This is a genomic window from Pseudomonas sp. CCI1.1 (genome assembly GCF_034348165.1).
Classification (GTDB): domain Bacteria; phylum Pseudomonadota; class Gammaproteobacteria; order Pseudomonadales; family Pseudomonadaceae; genus Aquipseudomonas; species Aquipseudomonas paracarnis.
Genome location: NZ_CP133780.1, coordinates 1,532,937 through 1,557,887, shown reverse-complemented (window position 1 = coordinate 1,557,887; position 24,951 = coordinate 1,532,937). Strand labels below are relative to the sequence as shown.

The 24,951-nt window shown below is 60.2% G+C and carries 24 protein-coding genes; 11 read left to right on the top strand and 13 right to left on the bottom strand.

Annotated elements, in window-relative coordinates; translation table 11 throughout:
* Positions 1-15: 15 nt before the first annotated feature.
* Positions 16-1,629, top strand: a complete 1,614-nt coding sequence (locus RHM69_RS06710; RefSeq protein ID WP_032903839.1) for a hybrid sensor histidine kinase/response regulator — start codon at positions 16-18, stop codon at positions 1,627-1,629.
* On the opposite strand, the gene RHM69_RS06705 is transcribed toward RHM69_RS06710, so the two are convergent.
* Positions 1,619-1,954, bottom strand: a complete 336-nt coding sequence (locus RHM69_RS06705) for a hypothetical protein (RefSeq protein WP_014718248.1) — start codon at positions 1,952-1,954, stop codon at positions 1,619-1,621. The two genes, RHM69_RS06710 and RHM69_RS06705, sit on opposite strands and share 11 nt — an antisense overlap.
* 176 nt (positions 1,955-2,130) lie before the next feature.
* On the opposite strand from RHM69_RS06705, the gene RHM69_RS06700 reads away from it, so the two are divergent.
* The gene (locus RHM69_RS06700) at positions 2,131-2,613 is read left to right on the top strand and encodes a GNAT family N-acetyltransferase (RefSeq protein WP_014718249.1); all 483 of its coding nucleotides are present in this window, start codon (positions 2,131-2,133) and stop codon (positions 2,611-2,613) included.
* On the opposite strand, the gene RHM69_RS06695 is transcribed toward RHM69_RS06700, so the two are convergent.
* On the bottom strand, positions 2,597-3,085 hold the full coding sequence (locus RHM69_RS06695) for a hydrolase (RefSeq protein WP_014718250.1): 489 nt from the start codon (positions 3,083-3,085) through the stop codon (positions 2,597-2,599). The two genes, RHM69_RS06700 and RHM69_RS06695, sit on opposite strands and share 17 nt — an antisense overlap.
* Before the next feature lie 409 nt (positions 3,086-3,494).
* Here RHM69_RS06695 and RHM69_RS06690 point away from each other — a divergent pair, with 409 nt between their 5' ends.
* The gene (locus RHM69_RS06690; RefSeq protein WP_069868411.1) at positions 3,495-4,082 is read left to right on the top strand and encodes a LysE family translocator; all 588 of its coding nucleotides are present in this window, start codon (positions 3,495-3,497) and stop codon (positions 4,080-4,082) included.
* Here the strand turns inward: RHM69_RS06690 and RHM69_RS06685 are convergent.
* The 8 genes from RHM69_RS06685 to gloB all read right to left on the bottom strand — a co-directional run bounded on the left by RHM69_RS06685 (position 4,024) and on the right by gloB (position 14,812).
* Positions 4,024-4,917, bottom strand: a complete 894-nt coding sequence (locus tag RHM69_RS06685) for an AraC family transcriptional regulator (protein WP_200601179.1) — start codon at positions 4,915-4,917, stop codon at positions 4,024-4,026. The genes RHM69_RS06690 and RHM69_RS06685 overlap by 59 nt on opposite strands.
* Before the next feature lie 35 nt (positions 4,918-4,952).
* The gene (locus RHM69_RS06680; RefSeq protein ID WP_020301569.1) at positions 4,953-6,554 is read right to left on the bottom strand and encodes an ABC transporter ATP-binding protein; all 1,602 of its coding nucleotides are present in this window, start codon (positions 6,552-6,554) and stop codon (positions 4,953-4,955) included.
* A 1-nt stretch (position 6,555) separates the two neighbouring features.
* Complete coding sequence (locus RHM69_RS06675) at positions 6,556-7,575, bottom strand: ABC transporter permease (RefSeq protein ID WP_003190688.1); 1,020 nt, start codon at positions 7,573-7,575, stop codon at positions 6,556-6,558.
* Position 7,576: 1 nt separating this feature from the next.
* Positions 7,577-8,650 carry a microcin C ABC transporter permease YejB gene (locus RHM69_RS06670; RefSeq protein WP_014718253.1) on the bottom strand — a complete coding sequence of 358 codons (1,074 nt, stop codon included), beginning with the start codon at positions 8,648-8,650 and terminating at the stop codon, positions 7,577-7,579.
* Complete coding sequence (locus RHM69_RS06665) at positions 8,651-10,483, bottom strand: extracellular solute-binding protein (RefSeq protein WP_072434484.1); 1,833 nt, start codon at positions 10,481-10,483, stop codon at positions 8,651-8,653. It abuts the gene before it with no gap.
* On the bottom strand, positions 10,480-12,309 hold the full coding sequence (locus tag RHM69_RS06660; RefSeq protein ID WP_014718255.1) for an extracellular solute-binding protein: 1,830 nt from the start codon (positions 12,307-12,309) through the stop codon (positions 10,480-10,482). The genes RHM69_RS06665 and RHM69_RS06660 overlap by 4 nt, the downstream gene beginning before the upstream one ends.
* Before the next feature lie 236 nt (positions 12,310-12,545).
* Positions 12,546-13,946: a transglycosylase SLT domain-containing protein gene (locus tag RHM69_RS06655; protein ID WP_014718256.1), complete on the bottom strand. Its 1,401-nt coding sequence runs from the start codon at positions 13,944-13,946 to the stop codon at positions 12,546-12,548.
* A gap of 98 nt (positions 13,947-14,044) precedes the next feature.
* Positions 14,045-14,812 (bottom strand): hydroxyacylglutathione hydrolase, encoded by a 768-nt coding sequence (gene gloB, locus RHM69_RS06650; RefSeq protein WP_020301566.1) that lies wholly within the window; start codon positions 14,810-14,812, stop codon positions 14,045-14,047.
* Between the two features lie 65 nt (positions 14,813-14,877).
* Here gloB and RHM69_RS06645 point away from each other — a divergent pair, with 65 nt between their 5' ends.
* Both RHM69_RS06645 and rnhA read left to right on the top strand, forming a co-directional pair.
* Positions 14,878-15,636 (top strand): class I SAM-dependent methyltransferase, encoded by a 759-nt coding sequence (locus RHM69_RS06645; protein WP_003190694.1) that lies wholly within the window; start codon positions 14,878-14,880, stop codon positions 15,634-15,636.
* Between the two features lie 31 nt (positions 15,637-15,667).
* On the top strand, positions 15,668-16,120 hold the full coding sequence (gene rnhA / locus RHM69_RS06640; RefSeq protein WP_003173571.1) for a ribonuclease HI: 453 nt from the start codon (positions 15,668-15,670) through the stop codon (positions 16,118-16,120).
* Between the two features lie 135 nt (positions 16,121-16,255).
* Here the strand turns inward: rnhA and RHM69_RS06635 are convergent, their stop codons facing one another.
* Complete coding sequence (locus RHM69_RS06635) at positions 16,256-16,561, bottom strand: DUF2388 domain-containing protein (protein ID WP_003190695.1); 306 nt, start codon at positions 16,559-16,561, stop codon at positions 16,256-16,258.
* Between the two features lie 202 nt (positions 16,562-16,763).
* Between RHM69_RS06635 and dnaQ the strand changes: the two genes are divergently transcribed.
* The 4 genes from dnaQ (at position 16,764) to RHM69_RS06615 (ending at position 22,366) form a co-directional block, all read left to right on the top strand.
* Positions 16,764-17,504 (top strand): DNA polymerase III subunit epsilon, encoded by a 741-nt coding sequence (gene dnaQ, locus RHM69_RS06630; RefSeq protein WP_164692278.1) that lies wholly within the window; start codon positions 16,764-16,766, stop codon positions 17,502-17,504.
* 411 nt (positions 17,505-17,915) lie between these two features.
* Positions 17,916-19,217 carry an IS4 family transposase gene (locus RHM69_RS06625; RefSeq protein WP_074059269.1) on the top strand — a complete coding sequence of 434 codons (1,302 nt, stop codon included), beginning with the start codon at positions 17,916-17,918 and terminating at the stop codon, positions 19,215-19,217.
* A gap of 303 nt (positions 19,218-19,520) precedes the next feature.
* Complete coding sequence (locus tag RHM69_RS06620; protein WP_073843189.1) at positions 19,521-21,776, top strand: Orn/Lys/Arg decarboxylase N-terminal domain-containing protein; 2,256 nt, start codon at positions 19,521-19,523, stop codon at positions 21,774-21,776.
* A gap of 20 nt (positions 21,777-21,796) precedes the next feature.
* Positions 21,797-22,366, top strand: a complete 570-nt coding sequence (locus tag RHM69_RS06615) for a GNAT family N-acetyltransferase (RefSeq protein ID WP_032903567.1) — start codon at positions 21,797-21,799, stop codon at positions 22,364-22,366.
* A 4-nt stretch (positions 22,367-22,370) separates the two neighbouring features.
* Here the strand turns inward: RHM69_RS06615 and RHM69_RS06610 are convergent, their stop codons facing one another.
* Positions 22,371-23,279: a LysR substrate-binding domain-containing protein gene (locus tag RHM69_RS06610; protein WP_014718261.1), complete on the bottom strand. Its 909-nt coding sequence runs from the start codon at positions 23,277-23,279 to the stop codon at positions 22,371-22,373.
* Positions 23,280-23,462: 183 nt separating this feature from the next.
* Here RHM69_RS06610 and RHM69_RS06605 point away from each other — a divergent pair, with 183 nt between their 5' ends.
* Complete coding sequence (locus tag RHM69_RS06605; RefSeq protein WP_020301563.1) at positions 23,463-23,801, top strand: hypothetical protein; 339 nt, start codon at positions 23,463-23,465, stop codon at positions 23,799-23,801.
* Between the two features lie 49 nt (positions 23,802-23,850).
* Here RHM69_RS06605 and RHM69_RS06600 read toward each other — a convergent pair whose 3' ends face one another.
* Positions 23,851-24,087 (bottom strand): hypothetical protein, encoded by a 237-nt coding sequence (locus RHM69_RS06600; RefSeq protein ID WP_032874044.1) that lies wholly within the window; start codon positions 24,085-24,087, stop codon positions 23,851-23,853.
* A 227-nt stretch (positions 24,088-24,314) separates the two neighbouring features.
* On the opposite strand from RHM69_RS06600, the gene RHM69_RS06595 reads away from it, so the two are divergent.
* Positions 24,315-24,872 carry an NADPH-dependent FMN reductase gene (locus RHM69_RS06595; protein WP_191948535.1) on the top strand — a complete coding sequence of 186 codons (558 nt, stop codon included), beginning with the start codon at positions 24,315-24,317 and terminating at the stop codon, positions 24,870-24,872.
* The last annotated feature ends 79 nt before the right edge of the window (positions 24,873-24,951 follow it).

Genomic DNA, 24,951 nt, shown 5'->3' with positions numbered 1-24,951 from the left:
GTCAAGGATATGACGATGAGCCCCGAGACTAACTCCGAACTCGATCAGGCTAACCTGCGCATCGTGGTGGCCAGCATCGCTATCGTTTACATCGGCGTGCTGGGCTTTTTGCCTGGGCAGTCGCTGGACACTTATCTGCCGGTGATCCTGTATATCTTGCTGTTCCTGCTGGCGTCCATCGTGCTTCGCCAAGTGATCGCACGCTGGCCCGGGCATTATCCGGCGCGGCGGATCTTTGGCATGATCCACGACTACACGGGCACTTCGTTCGGCCTGGTGGTAGGCGGTGAGGCGGCATTGCCGCTGTATGCGGTGATGGTCTGGGTGAACCTGGGCAACGGCATGCGCTACGGTTCGCGCTACCTGGCAATTGCGACGGGGCTGGCGTTGCTGGCGCTGTTGATCGTGTACCAACTCACGCCGCTGTGGCAGGCACAACCATTCATGGTGCTGATGCTGATGATCACCAGCACGGTGATCCCGGTGTATGCCCATATCCTGTTGGAGCGCACGCGCAAGGCCTCCGAGCAGGCGATCGCCGCCAACCTGGAAAAATCCCGTTTTCTCGCCCAGGCCAGCCATGACCTGCGCCAGCCGATCCACTCCATTGGCCTGTTTACCGCCTGCCTGCGCGAAGCCCGTTTGGGCGAGGACGAACAGCGCTTGGTGGACAATATCGACCGCTCGCTGCTTAACGTCTCGCAATTGTTCCGCTCGATTCTCGACCTCTACACCCTCGACAACGGGCGCCTGTTGCCCAAATACCAAGTGATCCACCTGGGCGACTTCCTTGCCGACCTCGTGCGCCAGAACGCCGAGGCTGCTCGCTGGGCGGGCGTGGAGCTGCGCCTGCGCCCCTGTGCCCACTGGGTGCTGGTTGATCCGGCCATGCTGGCGACCATGGTGCAGAACCTGCTCTCCAATTGCTTCAAGTACGGGGCGCAACGACCGGTGCTGATTGGCGTGCGCATGCGTGATGACGGCGTGGTGGTGCAGGTGCACGACCAGGGGCGGGGGATTGCCAAGGAGCATCTGTCAAAGGTCTTCGAAGAGTTTTATCGCGTGCGCCAACTGCGTGACAAGGACGTCGAAGGTGTGGGCCTTGGGCTGTCCATCGTCAAGCGCCTGGGGCAATTGATGGGGTTGCAGGTGAGCCTGCGTTCGCGGGTCGGCCATGGCACCTCAGTAAGCCTGCATGGCCTAGCCTTGGCCACCGCGCCGCGTCAACCGGCCTTGCGCGACGATGCACGCCAAGCCGGGCTGCTCACCGGCCTTAAGGTGTGCCTGGTGGAAGATGACTACAACGTGCTGCTCGCCACCCAGGCCCTGCTGGAGCGCTGGGGGTGCCAAGTGCAGGCCGAGTCCACGGGGCAGGGTTTGGTCAGTGACTGCGACATCATCGTTGCCGACTATGACCTGGGCAACCACGCCACGGGCATCGAATGCATCGACCAGTTACGCCAGCAACGCGGCTGGGCGGTGCCAGCGCTGATCCTTACCGGGCACGACGTGGAGAAAATCCAGGCCGCGTTGCACGATCGTCAGATCGCTATTTTGTCCAAACCGGTACGCCCTGCGGAACTGCGCGGCACTCTGCGAGCGCTCAGCCAGGAAAATATTACTGCATGAACGGCGTCAACCCATTGCCTTTGGCGCCCTTGGGCATGCAGTAGGCCGCGGGCTTCATCAGGCCGAAGCTGGCAATCGCGAACGCGCCGCCGCTGGCACCACTGGGCACGGAGCAGTTGTACTCGCCGGAGGCTGTGTTAGCGACGTAGTAGGTGGTCATGGAGTCGCTGCGCACATTGGAGATACGTTTTACCGGCTCGCCCAGATTGGTTTCCGACAGCTTCTTGAGATGATCTTCGGTGGGCTTGATATTGCTGCAACCGGCGACGCCGATGATCAAGGCGCCCAGCAGGGCAAAGCGAGTGACAGGGGAGTAGAGTTTCATGGTGCTTCTTCCTTGGGGTTGTTTTGGTTTTTCCAACGCGCAACGAACCCGCGCGCACGGAATGCGCGGTGTGGGTTAGAGCGTTGGAAGTGCCGCGGAATATAGCGCTGCCGTGAGGTAGGGTCGATTAGCACAAATGGGCTAATGGCAGTTTGAGGTCACGGAAGGAGCTTGCGATGCTGGAGATAAAACGTGCCACGCCGGACGACGCCGAGCGTGCGTTTGAGATTCGTCGCGAGGCCATTCGCGGCCAATGCATTGGCGCCTATAGCGCTGAACAAATGGCGCTCTGGACCCGAGGTCGCGCCAGTGATGGCTACGGCGCGCTGATGGAAAAACAGTTCTACATGGGATGGTTCAATGGCAAACCAGTCGTCACTGGCATGCTGGATCTTGCCAGCCATGAAATCGGAGCCTTGTTTGTATTGCCCCTATTCAGCGGGCGAGGGTTTGGCAAAGTGATGCTTGCTCACTTGGAGCGTATGGCGCAGCAGCGGGCGATTGAACAGGTTGTGCTGGATGCGACACTGAACGCGGTGAGTTTTTATAGAGCGTGCGGGTATGTGGGCGATGAGCAGGCGGTGTACCGCTCGCCGTCCGGGTTGGTGCTGGCGTGTGTACCGATGGTGAAGCGGTTGCGGGTTATGAGTCCCGTTTGAATGCAGCGCGCAATTGCTCGATCACAGGCTCTATCCCTGGCCCTTGAATCGGCGGCGGGGTGAGGCTCTCGCCAAACTCGCGCCATACGAACAGGGTCAGTTCAGCGCCATCGGTCATGGGTTCGAGGGGGGGCGTCCCGAAAGCGTTCAGCGAGCGATAGCGTTCGTCCCGCCAGAACGCTTGCTCTACCCAGTCATAGACGGGGATGCAATGAAAATGCAGCGGTAAGCCCGGCACATGGCCGTAACGGCTGATATACAGCCATTTTGGCTGGAGCTGGGTTTGCATCACCCGCTGGATATTGGCGAGCAGGCCGCCCAGTTCGGCCAGAGCGGCTTCAGGCATGTCGGGGAGGGCGTCAATCGGCGCCCTGGCGCCCAGCATCAGGTAACCGGGCAGCTTTGAGGTCAGGTGGTGGTTGAGCTGCCAGTGCTCGGTCTGGTGAAGGATAAAGGCTGGGTTGATTTGCATGCGCACGGGTCCCTGTGGGTTGGAGTGGCAGGATACCAAGGGTGAGGCGGTGTCATCCCCTCCAAGTGGCCACGCGCTGTACCTGTGGCGAGGGCGCTTGCTCCCGTGACGCCCCACGATCCAAATGTGGGAGCTGGCTTGCCTGCGAAAGCGGTGGTTCAGTTAAAGATGCAGTGGCTGACACGCCGCCTTCGCGGGCAAGCCCGCTCCCACTGGGGACCGGTGCCAGGCGTAGATCCTTTGGGCGATGCATGACCAATGTGGAAGCCAGCTCCCATAGTTTGATCGTGGGGGCATCCATCAGATCAGCGTTCGTTTCTGAAGCGCCCAGGGGCATTTTGTTCAATACGCTCATCGCCCGGCGCGTTACCGTGATCTCAGCATCGTTGGCATCACACAAGGAACTGTAATGAGCTTGATCCTCTCCATGGCCGCTTTTGCCCTGGCCACGTCCATCACGCCCGGCCCCGTCAATGTGGTTGCTTTAAGTGCCGGCGCGCGTTTCGGTTTTGTCGCCAGCCAGAAACATGTGTTGGGCGCCGCCGTAGGTTTCACCTTGTTATTGATACTGATCGGCCTGGGGCTGCATGAAGTGCTGGTGCGCTGGCCGATACTGATCCAATTGATCCGCTGGGGCGGAGTCGCGTTCCTGTTGTACATGGCGTGGAAACTCGCCGTGGACGATGGTCGGCTGGACGCTGACGGTGCCGACACCGCGCCGTCGATGCTGTATGGCGCGATCATGCAGTGGCTCAACCCGAAAGCCTGGCTGGCGTGTGTGGCAGGCATGGGGTTGTTTGTGGCTGATGGCGATGCGGCGCAGGTGTGGTTGTTTGCCGCGCTTTACCTGGTGATCTGCTACCTGTCGGTGGCGTGCTGGGTGTATGCGGGGACGTTTTTACGCCGCTACTTGAACAACCCCAAAGGTGTACGGCTGTTCAACCGCTCGATGGCCGCGTTGCTGGTGGCCAGTGTGGGTTATTTGCTGATGGCTTGAGGTTCTCGCGGTATTGCCCCGGCGTGGCCGCGAAGTGTTGTTTGAAGGTGCGCTGGAAGTGCGCCTGGTCGGCAAAGCCCGCGGCCAGGGCGACGTCGGCAATCAGTGCGCCATTGCGCAGTTGGCTGCGGGCAAACTGGATGCGTCGGTTGACCATGAAGGCGTGGGGCGTCAAGCCGTAATACTGCTTGAACGCGCGGATCAGGTAAGACGGCGACAGGTCGGCCGCCTGGCAGATGTCTTCGAGTTTCAAGGCCAGAGTGCAGTAAGCGCGGATGTAGTCGGCGGCGCGTTCGAGTTTGTGGTTGACCTCGCGTACCGGTGCCAACGAAGGGTTCAGACGCTGTTGCACCTCGGTGAAGTAACTCACCAGCGTGCTCTGTTTTTGCAGCAGTTCGGCCTGTTCATCCACTAGCGTGCGGTACAGGTCGAGCAAGCCGTGGTACAGCGTGGTGTCGCGGGTATGGGGCGTGTCGAATGGCCGGTAGCCCTGGTCGGTACTGAACCCCAGCTGGTATTGCAGGTCGGTCAGCCAGGGCGTGTCCAGGTACAGCATGTGGTAGGACCAGGGCTGGTCATGGATGGGGTTGCACGCATGCACATCGCCTGGGTTCATCAGCACCACGGTGCCGGCGCTGATTTCGAAGGTGCGCGCGCCATAGTGGTAATAGCTGCAGCCGGTGGTGATCGCACCGATGGAAAAATGCTCATGGGCGTGCCGGGTGTAGGTGACCTTGCGCCCGTCGGCGATGGTGCGCGCTTCGATGAACGGCAGGCGTTCGTCGCGCCAGAAGCGCGGCGTGTCTGCGGGACGGGCGATTGGGCTGAGCGACATGGCGTTATTTCTCCTGCATTTGCACCCGCGTGCCGTCAGGCCGGCACCAAAAAAGCCGCCTTGAGCAACTGCCGGGTATAGGCATGTTGCGGGTCAGCAAAAATAGCCTGGGCATCGCCTTGCTCCACCACCTGGCCTTGCTTGACCACCATCAACTGGTGACTCAGCGCCTTCACCACTGCCAGGTCATGGCTGATAAACAGGTAGGTCAGGTTGTACTTGGCCTGCAAACCGCGCAGCAACTCTACCACCTGGCGCTGTACCGTGCGGTCTAGGGCCGAGGTGGGTTCGTCCAGCAGGATCAGGCGCGGCTTGAGCACCAGCGCTCGGGCGATAGCGATGCGTTGGCGCTGGCCGCCGGAAAATTCATGGGGGTAGCGATGCCGGGATTCGGGGTCCAGGCCCACTTCCTTGAGCGCCGCGATAATCGCCGCTTCCTGTTCGGCGGGCGTGCCCATCTTGTGGATACGCAGGCCTTCGCCAACGATCTCGCTGACGCACATGCGCGGGCTCAGGCTGCCGAACGGGTCCTGGAACACCACCTGCATTTCCCGGCGCAACGGGCGCACCTGCTGTTGGCTGAGGCGGTCCAGTTGCTGGCCTTCGAAGCGAATCCCGCCCTGGCTGCCGATCAGGCGCAAAATTGCCAGGCCCAAGGTGGACTTGCCCGAGCCACTTTCGCCAACGATGCCCAGGGTTTGGCCCTGGGGCAGGCTGAAGTTGATGCCGTCCACAGCCTTGACGTAATCGACGGTATTGCGCAAAAAGCCTTTCTTGATCGGAAACCAGACTTTCAGGTCGTCCACTTCCAGCAGCGGAGGGCCGACATCATTGTTGGCTGGCCCACCACTGGGCTCCGCCGCGAGCAATTCCTGGGTGTAGGGATGCTGGGGCGACTGGAACAGTGTCTCGCAATCGGCCTGTTCAACGATGCAACCTTGCTGCATCACACACACACGATGGGCGATGCGCCGTACCAGGTTGAGGTCGTGGCTGATCAGCAGCAGGGCCATGCCCAGCCGCGCCTGCAGCTCCTTGAGCAATTCCAGGATCTTCAACTGCACGGTGACATCCAGCGCCGTGGTCGGCTCGTCGGCAATCAACAACTCCGGCTCGTTGGCCAGGGCCATGGCGATCATCACCCGCTGGCGCTGGCCGCCGGACAGCTCATGGGGCAGGGCCTTGAGGCGTTTGTGCGGTTCGGGGATACCCACCAGCTCCAGCAATTCCAACGTGCGCTGGGTGGCGACCGTGCCGGTCAGGCCCTTGTGCAGGCCGAGCACCTCGTTGATCTGTTTTTCGATGGAGTGCAGCGGGTTCAACGAGGTCATCGGCTCCTGGAAGATCATCGCAATCCGATTGCCGCGTATATGCCGCAGGGTCTTCTCTTTAAGCGTCAGCAGGTCTTGCCCTGAATACTCGATAGTGCCCGACGGATGCCTGGCCAACGGGTAGGGCAGCAGGCGCAGGATCGAATGGGCGGTGACCGATTTGCCCGAACCGCTTTCACCCACCAGCGCCAGGGTTTCGCCGCGCTTAATGTCGAAGCTGACGTGGTTGACCACCCGGTGGTGGTGCTCGCCGGTGACGAATTCGACACTGAGGTCGCGGATTTCGATCAGATTGTCCGGATTCATCTCATTTCCTCGGGTCGAACGCATCGCGAGCGGACTCGCCGATAAACACCAGCAGGCTCAACATGATCGCCAGCACCGCAAAGGCACTCATGCCCAGCCACGGCGCTTGCAGGTTGGACTTGCCCTGGGCCACCAGCTCACCCAGCGACGGCGAACCTGCCGGCAGCCCGAAGCCGAGAAAGTCCAGGGCGGTGAGGGTGCCAATGGCGCCGGTGAGGATGAAGGGCAGGAAGGTCATGGTCGAGACCATCGCATTGGGCAGGATGTGACGAAACATGATCGCGCCGTTCTGCATGCCCAGCGCCCGCGCCGCGCGCACGTACTCCAGGTTGCGCCCGCGCAGGAACTCGGCGCGCACCACATCCACCAGGCTCATCCAGGAAAACAGCAGCATGATTCCCAGCAGCCACCAGAAGTTGGGTTGCACGAAGCTGGCCAGGATGATCAGCAGGTAGAGCACCGGCAAGCCGGACCAGATCTCCAGGAAACGTTGCCCGGCCAGGTCGACCCAGCCGCCATAAAAGCCCTGCAAGGCGCCGGCAATCACGCCGATGATCGAGCTGAGTATGGTCAGGGTCAGGGCGAAGAGCACCGATACACGAAAGCCGTAGATCACCCGCGCGAGCACATCGCGCCCCTGGTCATCGGTGCCCAGCAGGTTGACCGAGGACGGCGGCGCCGGGGCCGGGACTTTCAGGTCGTAATTGATGCTCTGGTAGCTGAACGGAATCGGCGCCCACAAGGTCCAGGCGTCCTTGGCCTTGAGCAGTTCCTGGATATACGGGCTCTTGTAGTTGGCTTCCAGCGGGAATTCACCGCCGAAGGTAGTCTCCGGGTAGCGCTTGAGCGCCGGGAAGTACCAGCCGCCGTCGAAGTGCACCGCCAGGGGCTTGTCGTTGGCGATCAACTCGGCGCCCAGGCTCAGCACGAACAGCACCAGAAACAGCCACAGCGACCACCAGCCACGCTTGTTGGCCTTGAACCGCTCGAACCGGCGGCGATTGAGGGGGGACAGGTTCATCTCAATGCTCCCGGCTGGCAAAGTCGATTCGCGGATCGACCAGGGTGTAGGTGAGGTCGCCGATCAGTTTCACGATCAGCCCCAGCAGGGTGAAGATAAACAGCGTGCCGAACACCACTGGGTAGTCACGGTTGATCGCCGCTTCAAAGCTCATCAGGCCCAGGCCGTCGAGGGAGAAGATCACCTCCACCAACAACGAGCCGGTAAAGAAGATGCCAATGAAGGCCGAAGGGAAACCGGCGATCACCAGCAGCATGGCGTTGCGGAACACGTGGCCATACAGCACGCGGCGGTTGGTCAGGCCCTTGGCCTTGGCGGTGACCACGTACTGCTTGTTGATCTCGTCGAGAAAGCTGTTCTTGGTCAGCAGGGTCATGGTCGCGAAGTTGCCGATCACCAGGGCGGTGACGGGCAGCGCCAGGTGCCAGAAGTAATCGAGGATCTTGGCGCCCCAGCTCAACTCCTCGAAGTTGTTGGAGGTGAGCCCGCGCAAGGGGAACCAGTCGAAATAACTACCACCGGCAAACACCACGATCAGCAGAATCGCAAACAGGAATGCCGGTATCGCGTAGCCGACGATGATCGCCGAGCTGGTCCACACATCGAAATGGCTGCCGTGGCGCGTGGCCTTGGCGATCCCCAGGGGGATGGACACCAGGTACATGATCAGGGTGCTCCACAACCCGAGGGAAATGGACACCGGCATCTTCTCCTTGATCAGGTCGATGACCTTGGCGTCCCGGAAAAAGCTGTCACCGAAGTCCAGCTGGGCGTAGTTCTTGACCATGATCCACAAGCGTTCCGGCGCCGATTTGTCGAAGCCGTACATCTTTTCGATTTCCTTGATCAGCGCCGGGTCCAGGCCCTGGGCGCCACGGTAGCTGGAACCGGCCACCGCAACTTCGGCCCCGCCGCCAGCAATGCGGCTGGTGGCGCCGTCGAAGCCTTCGAGTTTGGCGATCATTTGCTCCACCGGGCCGCCGGGAGCGGCCTGGATGATGACAAAGTTGATCAGCAAGATCCCGAACAGCGTGGGGATGATCAGCAACAGGCGGCGAACAATATAGGCCAGCATTCAATCGCCTCCGCTCGCCGCATCGGCGCGTGTGTCCAGGGGGACGGCAGGGGTGACGTCTGGTTTGCTCCACCAGGTCGCGGTGCCGACGTCGTAGCGTGGCGAGATCTTGGGATGGCCCAGGTGGTCCCAGTACGCCACGCGGAAGGTCTTGATGTGCCAGTTGGGAATCACGTAGTAGCCGAACTGCAGCACGCGATCCAGCGCCCTGGCGTGGGCGATCAGGCTTTGCCGCGAACCGGCGTCGATCAACTCTTCCACCAACTGGTCGACGGCGGGGTCCTTGAGGCCCATGTAGTTGCGGCTGCCGGGCTTGTCGGCGCTGGAGGATTTCCAGAACTCGCGCTGCTCGTTACCCGGCGAGGTGGATTGCGGGAAGCTGCCCACCAGCATGTCGAAGTCGCGGGAGCGCAGGCGGTTGACGAACTGCGAGACGTCCACCCGACGAATCACCAGGTCGATGCCCAGGTCCGCCAGGTTGCGCTTGAACGGCAGCAGGATGCGCTCGAACTCGGTCTGGGCCAGCAGGAACTCGATGGTCACCGGTTTGCCGGTATTGTCGACCATTTTGTCGTCAACGATCTTCCAGCCCGCTTCTTGCAGCAGTTGGTAGGCCTCGCGCTGTTGGGTGCGAATCATGCCGCTGCCGTCGGTGTGGGACGGTTCGAATGCCTGGGTGAAGACTTCGCCAGGGATCTTGTCGCGCAGCGGCTCGAGAATCGCCAGCTCGTCCGGACCGGGTAGGCCGGTGGCGGCCATTTCCGAGTTTTCGAAATAGCTGCGGGTACGGGTGTAGGCACCGTTGAACAGCTGTTTGTTGCTCCATTCGAAATCCAGCAACAGGCTGATGGCCTTGCGCACCCGCACGTCCTGGAACATCGGCTTTCGCATGTTGAACACGAAGCCCTGCATGCCGGTGGGGTTGCCGTTGGGGATTTCTTCCTTGATCAAACGGCCTTCTTTCACCGCTGGAATATTGTAGGCATTGGCCCAGTTCTTGGCGCTGAACTCCAACCAGTAGTCGAACTGCCCGGCCTTCAAGGCTTCCAGGGAGACGGTGCTGTCGCGGTAGTAATCGGTGATGCGGGTATCGAAGTTGTAGAAGCCCTTATTGACCGGCAGGTCCTTGGCCCAATAATCCTTGACCCGCTCGTAGCGAATCATACGGCCTGGCTTGACCTCCGCCACTTGGTAAGGCCCGCTGCCCAAGGGGACTTCCAGATTGCCCTTGGAAAAATCCCGGGTCGCCCACCAGTGTTTAGGCAGCACTGGCAACTGCCCCAGGATCAGCGGCAATTCGCGGTTGTTGGTGCGCTTGAACTTGAACAGCACGCGCAACGGGTCTTCAGCCACGACTTCATCGACGTCGGCGTAGTAGTTGCGGTACAGCGGGTTGCCTTCCTTGATCAGGGTCTGGAAGGTGAACACCACGTCTTCAGCGCGGATCGGGTGGCCATCATGGAAGCGCGCTTCGGGGCGCAGGTAGAAGCGCACCCAGCTGTTGTCCGGGGCTTTTTCGATTTTGCCAGCCACCAGGCCGTATTCGGTGATGGGTTCGTCCAGGCTTTGCATGGCCAAGGTGTCGTAGATCAGCGGCAGGTTGTCTGCCGGCACGCCCTTGCTGATATAGGGGTTGAGGCTGTCGAAGCCGCCCATGGCCGATTCGCGGAAGGTCCCGCCCTTGGGTGCGTCGGGGTTTACGTAGTCAAAATGCTTGAAGTCGGCGGGGTACTTGGGGGGCTCGTTGTAGAGGGTCAGCGCATGTTGCGGCGCGGCGTGCGCCGCGGTGCACAGCAACAGGCTGGCGAGCAGGGTAGTACGCAAGGACATCATTGGGCTTTCTCCGAAGCTTTCAGCCACCACGCGCTCAGGCCCAGGCTGTAGGGCGGCGTGGTGACGAAGGCGAACCGGTTGCGGTACGCCAGGCGATGATAGTTGAGGTACCAGTTGGGAATGCTGTAGTGCTGCCACAGCAGCACCCGGTCCAGGGCGCGGCCGGCAGCCAGTTGTTCGTCGCGGGTCTGCGCCGCCAGCAGTTGGTCCAGCAGGTGGTCGACCACCGGGTTGGCGATACCGGCGTAATTCTTGCTGCCCTTGATTGCGGCCTGGCTGGAGTGGAAGTACTGCCACTGCTCAAGACCGGGGCTCAAGGTCTGGTTGAGAGTCATCAGAATCATGTCGAAATCGAATTGATCGAGGCGCTGTTTGTACTGTGCGCGGTCAACGGTGCGCAAGCGGGCGTCGATGCCGATGCGGGTCAGATTTTCGACATAAGGTTGCAGGATGCGCTCAAGGTTCGGGTTGACCAACAGGATTTCCAGGCGCAGCGGTTGCCCGCCCTTGTCCAGCAGGCGCTGCCCCGACAGTTTCCAGCCGGCCTCGCTGAGCAGGGCCAGGGCCTGGCGCAGGGTTTCGCGGGGGATGCCGCGGCCATCGGTGTGCGGCAGGCTGAACGGTTGGGTAAACAGCGCGGCCGGCAGTTGGTCGCGGTAGGGCGAGAGCATCAACCACTCATGGCCCACGGGCAGACCGGTGGCCGAGAATTCACTGTTGGGGTAATAGCTCACCGAACGCTTGTAGGCGCTGCTGAACAGCGTGCGGTTGGTCCATTCAAAATCGAACATCAACCCCAGGGCTTCACGCACCTTGGCCTGGCTGAACGCCGGTCGCCGGGTATTCATGAACAGGCCCTGGCTCTGGGTGGGGATCTGATGGGCGATCTGCGCCTTGATCACATCGCCGCGGTTGACCGCCGGGAAGTTGTAACCGGTGGCCCAGTTCTTGGCCTGATGCTCGATGTAAATATCGAATTCACCGGCCTTGAAGGCTTCAAAGGCCACGTCGCTGTCGCGATAGAATTCCACTTCAACCTTGTCGTAGTTATAGAAACCCTGGTTGACCGGCAGGTCTTTGCCCCAGTAATCCTTGACCCGTTCAAACACCAGTTGCCGCCCAGGCGCAACCTTGGTGATGCGATAAGGCCCGCTGCCCAGGGGCGGCTCGAAGGTGGTGGCCTTGAAATCACGGTTTTTCCAATAGTGCTGGGGCAGCACCGGCAACTCGCCCAGGCGCAGGATCAGCAAGGGGTTGCCGGCGCGCTTGAACACAAAGCGGATACGGTGAGGGTTGAGGATATCGACCCGTGCCACTTCTTGCAGATTGGTGCGGTACTGCGGGTGGCCTTCGGTCAGTAGGGTGCGATAGGAGAACGCCACGTCATCGGCGGTGATCGGCTTGCCGTCGTGAAAGCGTGCTTCGGGGCGCAGGTTGAACACCACCCAACTGCGGTCCTCGCTGTATTCCACCGACTGGGCAATCAGGCCATAACTGGAGGTGGGTTCATCGCCCGACGGCGCGTATTGCCCGGTGCCCACCATCAAGGGCTCATTGAGCTCGTTGACGCCGTACTGCAGGAAGTTGGCGGTGGAAACCGGGCTTGAACCCTTGAAGGTGTAGGGGTTGAGCGTATCGAAGGTGCCAAATGCCATCACCCGCAGCGTCCCGCCTTTGGGCGCTGCAGGGTTTACCCAATCGTAATGGGTGAATTTGGCCGGGTACTTGAGTGTGCCGAACTGCGCATAACCGTGGCTCTCGGTGATCGTCGCGTTCGCCGCAAAGCTCAAGGCCAGGCTTATTAGTAGAAGGAGGGGACGCTTCAAGTCAGAGATCCGATCCAGGCGGCTTGGGCTTTATGATCGGTACAGTAACAGCTTGTTCCGGTTGGAAAAAGGCTGTCGGGAAGGCCATGTTGCGCACTGCGAGCTATTGGACGGTGTGAAGGTCAAATGTGGGAGCTGGCTTGCCTGCGATAGCATCACTGCGGTCTGACTGATAGACCGAGGTGCCTGCATCGCAGGCAAGCCAGCTCCCACACAAGCCAGCTCTCCCCGAGGTATTAGCGCGGCCCGGAAACCACCAGCATCTGCCCTGGCTTCAATGCCTGGCCGGTGCGCGGGTTCCAACGCTTGAGGTGTTGCATCTCAACGTTGAAGCGCTTGGCCACCATGTACAGCGAGTCACCTTTCTTGACCTTGTACTGCACCGGTTTTTTCGCCGCGACTTTACGCGTGTCCTGCATCACCAGGGTCTGGCCGACCTTGAGCGCCTGGCCGTTGAGCTTGTTCCAGCGCTGCAGGTCATGCACGTCAACCTTGTTGGCCTTGGCGATCAGCGTGAGGTTATCGCCACTGCGTACCTTGTAGCTGCGGGTACGCCCGGCAACCGCCTTGGTCTCGACTTCGTCGAACACCGGCTTCTTGGGGCGCATGCTCAGCAATTCTTCCGGCTTCATCGTCGAAAGGGTGCTGGTCAGCAGTTGGGCCTTGGAGGTTGGTACCAGCAGATGCTGGGGGCCATCCAGAGTGGTGCGTTGTTTCAAGGCCGGGTTGAGCTGGAACAGTTCGTCTTCGTCGATCTCGGCCAGCGCGGCAACCCGTGACAGGTCCATGCTTTGCTTGACTTCAACTACTTCGAAGTACGGTGTGTTGGCAATCGGGTTCAGGTTGACGCCATAGGCCTCGGGCGCCAGTACCACCTGGGACAAGGCCAGGAATTTGGGCACATAGTCCTTGGTTTCCTGAGGCAGGGGCAGGTTCCAGTAGTCAGTGGGCAGGCCGAGCTTTTCGTTGCGCTCGATTGCCCGGCTGACCGTGCCTTCGCCGGCGTTATAGGCCGCCAGGGCCAGCAGCCAGTCGCCGTTGAACATGTCATGCAGACGCGTCAGATAGTCCAGGGCGGCGGTGGTGGAGGCCGTGATGTCGCGGCGGCCATCGTAGGCGCGGGTCTGGCGCAGGTTGAAGTAGCGCCCGGTGGAGGGAATGAATTGCCACAAGCCCACCGCATCGCTGCGCGAATAGGCCATTGGGTTGTAGGCACTTTCAATCACTGGCAGCAGCGCCAGTTCCAGGGGCATGTTGCGTTCTTCAAGGCGTTCGACGATGTAATGAATGTAGAGGCTGCCGCGTTCGCCGGCATTCTCCAGAAAGGAGGGGTTACTGGCGAACCACAGGCGCTGCTGCTCGATGCGCGGGTTGACGCCGACACCGTCCTGCAATTGAAAGCCCCGACGCATGCGTTCCCAGACGTCCTGGGGTATTTCGGGGCTGGGCTTCTCTGATAGCCAAATAGGTTTTTGCTTGATCTTGGCAGCAAGATTCGGTTTGGGTTGCACGGTGGATTGTGCAGCGTAATTGGTCGATTGGCAGCCCGCCAGAGTCGCGGAAACGGCCACCGCCACGGCTTGAGCCAGGCGGGTCAATGCGTCTGAAGAAATGGATTTACGAATAGATGACGACATTGGCTGGAAGTAAGTTCCGGGCAAAAATGTCGGGCGATTCTAGAAAGCGCTTTGGTTCCGGTCAACCATTCAGAAATTACGTATCAGATTGCATCTGGTTAGAACTTATCTTTCCAAGCCCTCAAGCTAGCAAACACCTCGGCCCCAGAGCGGTTGTCGCGGCCGTTCCGTTCGTCCGCTTTTTGTTTAACGGATGTTTCAGCGGTGCGCAGAAAAGGGTTAGTACGTTTTTCCAGGGCCAGGTTGGAGGGCAGCGTCATCTGGCCACGGGCGCGAAGTTGGGCGACATTTTCCACCCGTTCGGCGATGTCGGCGTTGTGCGGTTCCACGGCCTGGGCAAATTTCAAGTTACTTTGCGTGTATTCGTGGGTGCAGTACACCTGCGTATCGGCGGGCAGGGCGGCCAGGCGTTCCAGAGAGTTGTACATCTGTTCGGGTGTGCCTTCGAACAGGCGACCGCAACCCGCGGCGAACAAGGTATCGCCACACAGCAATACGCCCTGGTGGTAAAAGGCGATGTGGCCGAGGGTGTGGCCAGGCACGGCGTACACGTCGAAGTCCCAGCCCAGCACGCTGATACGGTCGTTATCCTGCAAGGCGACATCCCGCGCCGGGATCTTTTCGTTGGCCGGGCCGTAGACCGTGGCGCCGGTGACAGTTTTCAGTTGCTCCACACCGCCCACATGATCATGGTGATGATGGGTGACCAGAATGTCGCTGAGGCGCCACTCGGCATTCTGCTTGAGCCATGCCAGTACTGGCGCGGCATCGCCGGGGTCGACCACGGCGCAGCGCCGGGTCGTGGGGTCTTGTAACAACCAGATGTAGTTGTCGGTGAAGGCGGGTAGGGCACTGATCTGTATCATTCTTCGATTCGCCAAGCTGAACACATTGGTGCATCTTAGAACGTCTAGGCGAGTTGGAGAATGCAATGACTGATAAAGCGTTCGCCCAGGCCGATCCTGAGTGGCTGGCCCTGATCAGCGCCGCCCGCGAATGGTTGTCCGGGCCGATTGGGCAGTTTTTGCTGGAAGAAGAGCGGCGCATGCTCGAAGACGAGCTGGGCCGGTTCTTTGGGGGCTACCTGGTGCATTACGGGCCGTCGGCCGACACGCCGCCCTCGGCACCGCAGGTGCAACGCAATGTGCGCCTGGGTGCACCGTTGCCGGGCGTGGAGATCGTCTGCGAGGAACAGGCCTGGCCCTTGAGCGAACACGCCGCCGATGTAGTGGTGTTGCAGCACGGCCTGGATTTCTGCCTGTCGCCCCACGGTTTGTTGCGCGAAGCGGCGAGCAGCGTGCGCCCTGGTGGCCATTTGCTGATTGTCGGCATCAACCCCTGGAGCAGTTGGGGCCTGCGCCGTGTGTTCGCCCATGACGGACTGCGTCAGGCGCGTTGCATCGCGCCATCACGGGTGGGCGACTGGCTCAACCTGCTGGGCTTCGCGCTGGAGAAACGCCGCTTCGGGTGCTATCGTCCGCCGCTTGCGACGGCCAAGTGGCAGGGCCGCCTGGCCGGTTGGGAACGCCGCGCAGGGGCCTGGCAGCTGTCGGGTGGTGGCTTCTATTTGCTGGTTGCACGCAAGATCGTGGTCGGGCTGCGACCGGTGCAACAAGTGCGCCGCGAGCCGATCGGCAAGCTCGTGCCGATGCCGTTGGCCAAGGTCAACCGCGAACAACGCGAACCGTAAAACCTCTTTTTGATTTCAGGCCGAATAACCGATGACCGATAGCGTAGAACTCTTCACCGATGGCGCCTGCAAGGGCAACCCCGGCCCGGGCGGCTGGGGCGCCTTGCTGGTGTGCAAGGGCGTGGAGAAGGAACTGTGGGGCGGCGAAGCCAATACCACCAATAACCGTATGGAACTGATGGGCGCGATTCGCGGCCTCGAAGAACTCAAGCGGCGCTGCAACGTACTCCTGGTGACCGACTCGCAGTATGTGATGAAGGGCATCAACGAGTGGATGGTCAACTGGAAAAAACGCGGCTGGAAGACAGCGGCCAAGGAACCGGTCAAGAACGCCGACCTGTGGCAATTGCTCGATGAACAGTGCAACCGTCACGACATCACCTGGAAATGGGTACGCGGGCACATTGGGCACCCTGGCAACGAGCGCGCCGACCAGTTGGCCAACCGTGGCGTGGATGAAGTGCGCGGCTACAAGCAGAGCTGAGTCAGCGACACCGCAGCGGCCGCTCGAGCCGCTGCTTCACCGCCGCCATCGCGTGTGGCGAATCTACCAGCACGGCATTGAGCTTCAGGCAGGCAGACGTTGGCCTGATCACAAACATCCCGTGATTGTTGTCGCTTACAGAGCCAGGATCGCACGGGCGAGTTGTTCGTCCGTGTATCGCAGATCCACTCTCGTCTGGCGAATATGCCGCAAGGCTGACTCTAGTTGAGCACCGCGTATTGCACCTTCGCTTGCGACAAACGATGCGGCATCGGCCTTGGCCGCCAGCACAATCTTGTCGTCCTTGAAGCTGCTGCTGGTGCCGCCCGTGGCACTCATCGACAGGCTCACCAAGGCGTCAGTGGTCATCACGAAACTGGTGGCTTGCGCACCGGCAGCGCTGAGCAGGCAGGGGATGAACAGCCATTTCAGGTTGAACATGAGTCAGGGAATTCCGTATCTGGAGGAGGCGCGCAGGTTAGCGATGAGGGGCGTAGCAATCCGCAGCAAGTTTGCGAAATCTTGTAAATAACTGTTGGGTGTCCACCGGTGGCTGGGTGCCATGGGCGCTTCGTTTACAGAGCGTGCTAATATCCCGCCCCTTGAACTGTACCGAACCGTTGAGAGCTGAACCCTGATGGCCATCCGATCTGTTGTACTCGATACCGAAACCACCGGCATGCCGGTGACCGATGGTCACCGGATCATCGAAATCGGCTGTGTCGAACTGATGGGGCGCCGCCTGACCGGCCGCCACTTCCACGTCTACCTGCAACCGGACCGCGACAGTGATGAGGGCGCGATTGGCGTCCACGGCATCACCGACGAATTCCTCAAGGGCAAGCCGCGCTTCGCCGAAGTGGCCGATGAGTTCTTCGAATTCATTAATGGCGCCCAGTTGATCATCCATAACGCGGCGTTCGACATCGGCTTCATCAATAACGAATTTGCCCTGATGGGGCAGACCGACCGTGCGGACATCTCCCAGCACTGTACGATCCTCGATACCTTGATGATGGCCCGCGAGCGTCACCCGGGCCAACGCAACAGCCTCGATGCCTTGTGCAAGCGCTATGGCGTCGACAACTCCGGCCGTGAACTCCACGGCGCCTTGCTCGACTCCGAGATCCTGGCCGACGTTTACCTGACCATGACCGGCGGGCAGACCAGCCTGTCCCTGGCCGGTAATGCGTCCGATGGCAGCGGTTCGGCGGAAGGCTCGGGCAACCGCCCTTCGGAAATCCGCCGCTTGCCAGCTGATCGCAAACCGACGCCGATCATCCGTGCCAGCGAGCAGGACCTGGCCGAGCATGCGGCACGCTTGGAAGCGATCGCCAAGGCAGCCGGTGCGCCGGCGTTGTGGACTCAACTCACTCAGCAATAACCGCTCATGTAGGAGCAGGCTTTCAGCCATGGGTACTTACACAGTTGCATCTGTGGCGAGGGAGCTTGCTCCCGTGACGGCCTGCCAGCCAACGCCTATCTACCTGACGCTGCGCGATCAAACTGGGGGAGCTGGCTTGCCTGCGATAGCGGCCTGCCAGCCAACGCCTATCGACCTGACGCCCCGCGATCAAATTGTGGGAGCGGGCTTGCTCGCGAATGCGGCCTGACAGTCAACACGGTTGGATTGGGTACATCTCCATTCCTGCGGTGACGGCCACTTAGCGTTCCGCTCTGACAGCCAGCCCTTTCAAGGTCTTCTGTAAAATCCCCTGAAATTCATTCAGGGGGTACCTAAACGATGTGGGCGGAAGTTCTAGCGCGTTTCGAGAAAAAAGCACCTGCCAGTGTCATGGCCAAACTGGCGCTGCAGCAGGCTATTGCCCCCGAGTGGATTGATCAGGTTTTCGAAGAACACCGGCAACGGCAGTATTCTCGTGAGCTATTGTTCTCGACCATCATCAAGCTAATGTCCCTTGTTTCATTGGGCTTGAAGCCATCTCTGCACGCCGCCGCGCGACAACTGGAGGACCTTCCGGTCAGCCTGGCGGCTCTCTACGACAAGATCAGTCGTACCGAGCCTGCTCTGTTGCGCGCCCTGATTACGGGCTGTGCACAGCGCCTGGCTCCAACCATCCGGGAGCTGGGCTGCACGGCGATGCTGCCGGGTTGGCAGGTTCGGGTAGTGGACGGTAATCACCTGGCATCCACTGAAAAACGTCTGGGAGCTTTACGCAACGAGCGCGGCGCCGCTCGTCCCGGTTTTTCGGTTGTTGCATACGATCCCGATCTGGATCAGGTCGTCGACCTTCAGGCGTGTGAGGATGCCTACGCAAGCGAGCGCGTTTGTGTGCTGCCTTTATTGGCCAATGCCGAGCCAGGCCAAGTGTGGCTGGCTGACCGGCTTTATTGCACGCTCCCGGTTATGGAGGCTTGTGAGCAAGTCCAAACTTGCTTTGTCATTCGTCAGCAAGCCAAGCATCCACGCTTGATTCAAGAGGGTGAGTGGCAAGAGCCAGTACCTGTGGAAACTGGCACTGTGCGTGAGCAGATCATCCAGGTCAAAGGCGGTTACCAATGTCGGCGTGTCGAACTGACGCTTCATTCGCCAACGGACTCCGGCGACAGCAGCTTGATGTTCTGGAGCAACCTGCCTGAGAGCGTCAGTGCGCAACAGATCGCCGAACTGTATCGCCGCCGCTGGAGCATTGAAGGTATGTTCCAGCGACTGGAAGCGATCCTGGAAAGTGAGATCGAAACCCTTGGCAGCCCAAAGGCTGCCTTACTGGGGTTTGCAACGGCGGTATTGGCTTACAACGTCCTGGCTGTTCTCAAACGCAGTGTTGAACAAGCTCATCGGGATACCCAGCCTGAAGGATGGGAAGCCTCGATTTACCATTTAGCGGTTCAGGTCAGGAGTGGATATGAGGGAATGCAGATTGCGCTGCCCTCGGAACATTTTCCTGTCATTCCGTTGGAAAAACTGGCTCAGCACTTATTGGCGCTTGCCAGAAATATCCAACCTAAACAAGTTGCGAAAAGCCCCCGTGGCCCCAAGGTACCCAAGCCCAAAACATGGGTTAAAGGCACCGCGGTGAATGCGCATGTTTCAACGGACCGGATAATCAAGGCTGCCAAGACGAAAAGACCTTGAAAGGGCTGGCTCTGACAGCGGGTCACTTTGGAAAAGCCGGAATGCCGGCCCAGCCCACCCACATTTGGATTGCGGAGCCTCAGGTAGATAAGTGTCGGCTGGCAGGCCGCATTCGCAGGCAAGCCAGCTCCCACAGTTTGATCGCGGGGTGTCAGGCAGGTATGGCCCGGCAGGCGGGCCGTCACGGGAGCAAGCTCTCTCGCGACTTATGTAGATACCTCTCGACCACCTGTGAAATCTTCATTCGCCACATCTGCTTCCAGCTTCTACCCTTTGTGCAAAGCCTCCGGAGTAAGAGTGCTCATGTACAAGGACCTGAAGTTCCCCGTTCTGATCGTGCACCGTGACATCAAGGCCGACACCGTTGCCGGTGACCGGGTTCGAGGCATCGCCAGGGAGTTGGAACAGGAGGGCTTCAGTATTTTTTCTGCGGTGGACTACGCCGAGGGGCGGCTAGTGGCCGCTACCCATCACGGCCTGGCCTGCATGCTGATCGCCGCCGAAGGCGCTGGGGAAAACACCCATCTGTTGCAGAACATGGTGGAGTTGATTCGCCTGGCGCGCCTGCGCGCACCCAACCTGCCGATCTTTGCGCTGGGCGAGCAAGTCACGCTAGAAAACGCACCCGCCGATGCCATGAGCGAGCTCAACCAGCTGCGCGGCATCCTATATCTGTTCGAAGACACCGTGCCGTTTCTGGCGCGCCAAGTCGCCCGCGCCGCACGCACGTACCTGGATGGCCTGTTGCCGCCGTTCTTCAAGGCGCTGGTGCAACACACCGCCGACTCCAATTATTCCTGGCACACCCCCGGTCATGGCGGTGGCGTGGCCTATCGCAAAAGCCCGGTGGGGCAGGCCTTTCATCAGTTCTTTGGGGAAAACACCCTGCGCTCTGACTTGTCGGTGTCGGTGCCCGAACTGGGCTCGCTGCTCGATCACACCGGGCCTTTGGCCGAAGCCGAGGCCCGCGCCGCGCGCAACTTTGGCGCCGACCATACGTTCTTTGTGATCAACGGCACGTCCACCGCCAACAAGATCGTCTGGCATTCCATGGTGGGGCGCGATGACCTGGTGCTGGTGGACCGCAATTGCCACAAGTCGGTGTTGCATTCGATCATCATGACCGGCGCGATCCCGCTGTACCTGTGCCCGGAGCGCAACGAGCTGGGGATCATCGGCCCGATCCCCCTGAGCGAATTCAGCCCTGAGTCGATCCGCGCCAAGATCGACGCCAGCCCCTTGACCCGTGGGCGACCACCGAAAGTGAAATTGGCGGTGGTGACCAACTCCACCTATGACGGCCTGTGTTACAACGCCGAACTGATCAAGCAGCAACTGGGCAACAGTGTCGAGGTGCTGCACTTTGATGAGGCCTGGTATGCCTATGCTGCCTTTCACGAGTTCTTCGCCGGGCGCTATGGCATGGGCACCTCGCGCACGCCGGACAGCCCCTTGGTGTTCACCACCCACAGTACGCATAAATTGCTGGCCGCATTCAGCCAGGCGTCGATGATCCACGTGCAGGACGGCGGCGCACGGCAACTGGACCGTGACCGCTTCAATGAAGCCTTCATGATGCATATCTCCACCTCGCCGCAATACAGCATCATCGCGTCGCTGGATGTGGCCTCGGCAATGATGGAGGGCCCGGCCGGACGCTCGCTGCTTCAGGAAATGTTCGACGAGGCCTTGAGTTTTCGCCGTGCCCTGGCCAACTTGCGCCAGCATATAGCGGCCCAAGACTGGTGGTTCTCTATCTGGCAGCCACCCTCGGTCGCGGGCATCGACCGGGTCGCCACGGCGGATTGGTTGTTGCACCCTGGGGATGAATGGCATGGCTTTGGCGACGTGGTCGAAGACTACGTATTGCTGGACCCGATCAAAGTCACGCTGGTGATGCCTGGCCTCAACGCCGGAGGGGCCTTGAGCGATTGCGGGATTCCCGCCGCAGTGGTCAGCAAGTTCCTCTGGGAGCGCGGTCTGGTAGTGGAGAAGACTGGGCTGTATTCGTTCCTCGTGCTGTTTTCCATGGGCATTACCAAAGGCAAATGGAGCACCTTGCTCACTGAGTTGCTGGAGTTCAAGCGTAGCTACGATGCCAATGTCAGCCTGGCCAGTTGCTTGCCGTCGGTGTATGCCCAAGGCCCGGCGCGTTATCAAGGCCTGGGGCTGCGCGACCTTTGCGACCAGTTGCACAGCTGTTACCGTAGTAATGCCACGGCCAGGCACCTCAAACGTATGTATACGGTATTGCCGCAAATCGCGATGAAACCCGCCGATGCCTACGACCAACTGGTCAGGGGCGAGGTGGAGGCGGTCTGCATCGATGCCTTGGCCGGACGCATCGCCGCCGTGATGCTGGTGCCTTACCCGCCGGGCATACCTCTGATCATGCCCGGCGAACGCTTCACCGAGTCAACCCGTTCAATCATCGATTACCTGGCATTTGCCCGCACGTTCGATAGCAGTTTCCCCGGTTTTGTCGCGGATGTGCATGGGCTGCAACACGAAGATGACGGCAGTGGCCGTCGTTACACCGTCGATTGCATCAAGGGTTAAGGAAGTTTATGCAAGCTGTGATGAACCCGAAGTATCCAGGGCTCAGTGTGCGAGTCGCCGACGAAGGTTTTGACGCCTATGTGTGGGGCAACGATTTCAGCTTTGAAGTCAGCGCCTATGGGGTGCCGCAAATGGGCCAGCGCGTCGACCAATGGCCGGTGGAAAAAGTGCTGCCGTACCGCAAGTGCTATGGCATCGACCCGGAAGAATTCGCCAGTTTTCGTGATGCCGCCGACAGCTCGATCTTCATGGCGTACCTGGATGACCGCGCAGTGGGGCATATCGTGGTCAGCACCAACTGGAACGGTTTCGCCCATGTTGACGAGTTGGCTGTGGCGTTACCGGCGCGTCGACATGGCGTGGCCAAGTCGTTGTTGGACGTGGCGCAGTTCTGGGCTCGCAAGAAGAACCTTCCGGGCATGATGCTTGAGACCCAGAACAACAACCTCGGCGCCTGTCGCCTGTATGAGCGTTGTGGCTATGTAATGGGCGGCATCGATCAACTGCGTTATCGCGGGATTGACCCGCAAACCCGCGAGGTGGCGATTTTCTGGTATCGGTTGTTCAAGGCGCAAGTGGAGGCGGTCTGACCTCCTACAGGGGCTTGGTGTCGTTACCAAGCAGGCTTTCGGCTTTCTGGATGACGATCTCCAGCAGCGCATTCAATGCAGGGGAGGCCGCAGCGTCTTTCAAGGTCAGCGCATACAGGCTGACCACTATCGGTGGTGACACCGGGCACGCATCAAGCCCGGACTCGCGTGCACCCAAGGCGGTGAACGGGTCGACAATCGCCAGGCCTTCCCCGGCTTCCACCAGGCCGCGCATCATCGGGTAGGTTTGTACGCGCGTCTGCACCACGGGCACTGGCCGCAGGGCATGCAGCTTGGCGTCCAGCAAACGGCTGAGCGGATCATGGCCTTCAAGGCCGATCAACGATTGGCCGGCCAACTCCTGCAGCGCAATGTACTTTTGCTTGGGCTTGAGCCAGCCATGGGGGGCCAGCAACTGCAATTTGCCTTGGGCCAGCACCGTGCTCTGGATATGGGGGTGTTCTGGGTCATGCAGGCTCAGGCCCACATCGGCTTCATGCAACAGCAGGCTGTTGATGATCTGGCCAACTGGCCGGCTCGACAGGTTGCACGGCATGTCCTGGAAGCGTCGACGCAGCGCGGCAATGCTCTGCGGCAACAGTTGGTTGGCCAACGGCGGTGTGCAGAGGGCGCGCAGGGGCGGAGCATGATGGTGTTTCAAGCGGCTAGCAAGGCGTTGCAACGGCTCCAGGGCTTCATACAGAGTTGTGATTTGTGCCTGCAACTCCAGGGTTTCCCGCGTGGCCTGCAAGCGCCCGCGCACGCTGGCGAACAGCATGAAGCCCAGTTGCTGCTCGGCATCCTTGAGGGTGGCGTCTACATCGCCCACGGGGAGTTGCAACCACTCGGCGGCGGTGCCGAGGTGGCCGGTCTGCAAGATGGCCTGAATCACTTCGATATGACGTAAACGCATGGCCGGAGTCTATGTGCAGTGCGCAGGGGATTCAATGGCGCAGGCCTTCGTGCGCAAAAAAGACTGCCGGGGTCGTCCCGGCCTATGGCGCTCAGCCAGGACCCCATTAGAATGGCGGGTCTGATCAGCAACGACCCCTGCCGGTTTGCCGGTACTTAAAATAAAAAACAGGTCTGGTCTCATATGCCTCTACCCTCGACTTTCTTCGGGGTAACGGCCAAGCAACTCGTGGTCCTGGTGACCGTGGGAGGCCTGGCGGCTTACTTCTTCAATCATCAGGATGAACCGACGCCGGACAATCTCGCACTGGAAGCCTTTATTCGCTCCCAGCAACAGGTGGGCGAGCAGGTGGGCGCAGTCGTGGGGATCAGCCTGATCAGGGAGGTGGAGGCTTACCCCGCGTACAACGCAGCAGGTTACAAGCGCTCGATGTTTACCGTGCAAGGGGAGCACGGCCAGGTGCTGGTGACGCTCAAGCAAGACGAACAGGGCATAGAGATGACGCAGATCCGCCGCCCATGAGCTTCCCCAGCCCAGCCCCCAGGACTGAGCAGGTGAACAAGGCAAGCGCTTACGATGCCAGAGTGGTTTCGGACTCGCGCACGAGAATGGTGCCCGACTGGATCAGTTTGAATTCATCACCTTCCAGCTTTTCTACACGGTCGCCAATGGCCAGCTTGTAGGTCGTGGTGGGCGTCGATCCGGCCAGGTCGCCTTGCGCCGGGTTGGATTCCTGAAACTCATGCACCGAATAAACGCGGCCTTCCGCGTCTCTGGCATGAAACTGTCCAACAAGTACTGCAGCCATCTGTTTAGAACCTCTGGAGATAAACACTCGATTTGCGGTTCTGTAGACCGTCAGGGAGCGGGGTAGTTTACCTATAAGAAAAAAATACTATTCGCTGATATTTTCAGACGCTTCCTACGCGAGTGCTTGCAAGGAAAACGTCGAGGGAATCCGCACAACCCTCTGGTGAACGCGCCGCGAAGCCTCTATAACTACAAGCTCCTTTATTCAGAAGTCGGGAAACCTCAATGAGCAAGGTCTACACGATTGCCGTCCTGGTGGGCAGCTTGAGAAAAGAGTCGATCAACCGCAAGGTCGCCCTGGCCCTGGCCGAACTGGCCCCTGCCAATCTCAAGTTGAACATTGTTGAAATCGGCGACTTGCCGCTCTACAACGAGGACATCGACGGTGCAACACCGCCCGCAGCCTACAGTACTTTCCGCAAACAAGTGGGTTCATCCGACGCGGTGCTGTTCGTCACCCCCGAATACAACCGCTCCGTGCCGGCGGCCTTGAAAAATGCCATTGACGTGGGCTCGCGCCCATACGGGCAGAGCGCCTGGAGTGGCAAGCCCGGGGCGATCATCAGCGTGTCGCCGGGTGCCATTGGCGGTTTTGGCGCCAACCACCATTTGCGCCAGTCCCTGGTGTTCCTGGATGTGTGGTGCATGCAACAGCCGGAAGCCTACCTGGGCGGGGCGGGCAATGTGTTCGATGAGGCGGGGAAGGTGTCGGAAAAGACCAAGCCGTTCCTGCAGGCATTCATCGATGCCTACGGTAAGTGGGTAGAAAAACAGAAGGATTGATTTGGCAATGCGCTCAAATGTGGGAGCGGGCTTGCTCGCGAAGGCGGTGGTTCAGCAGAGACATCATCGGCTGATACAC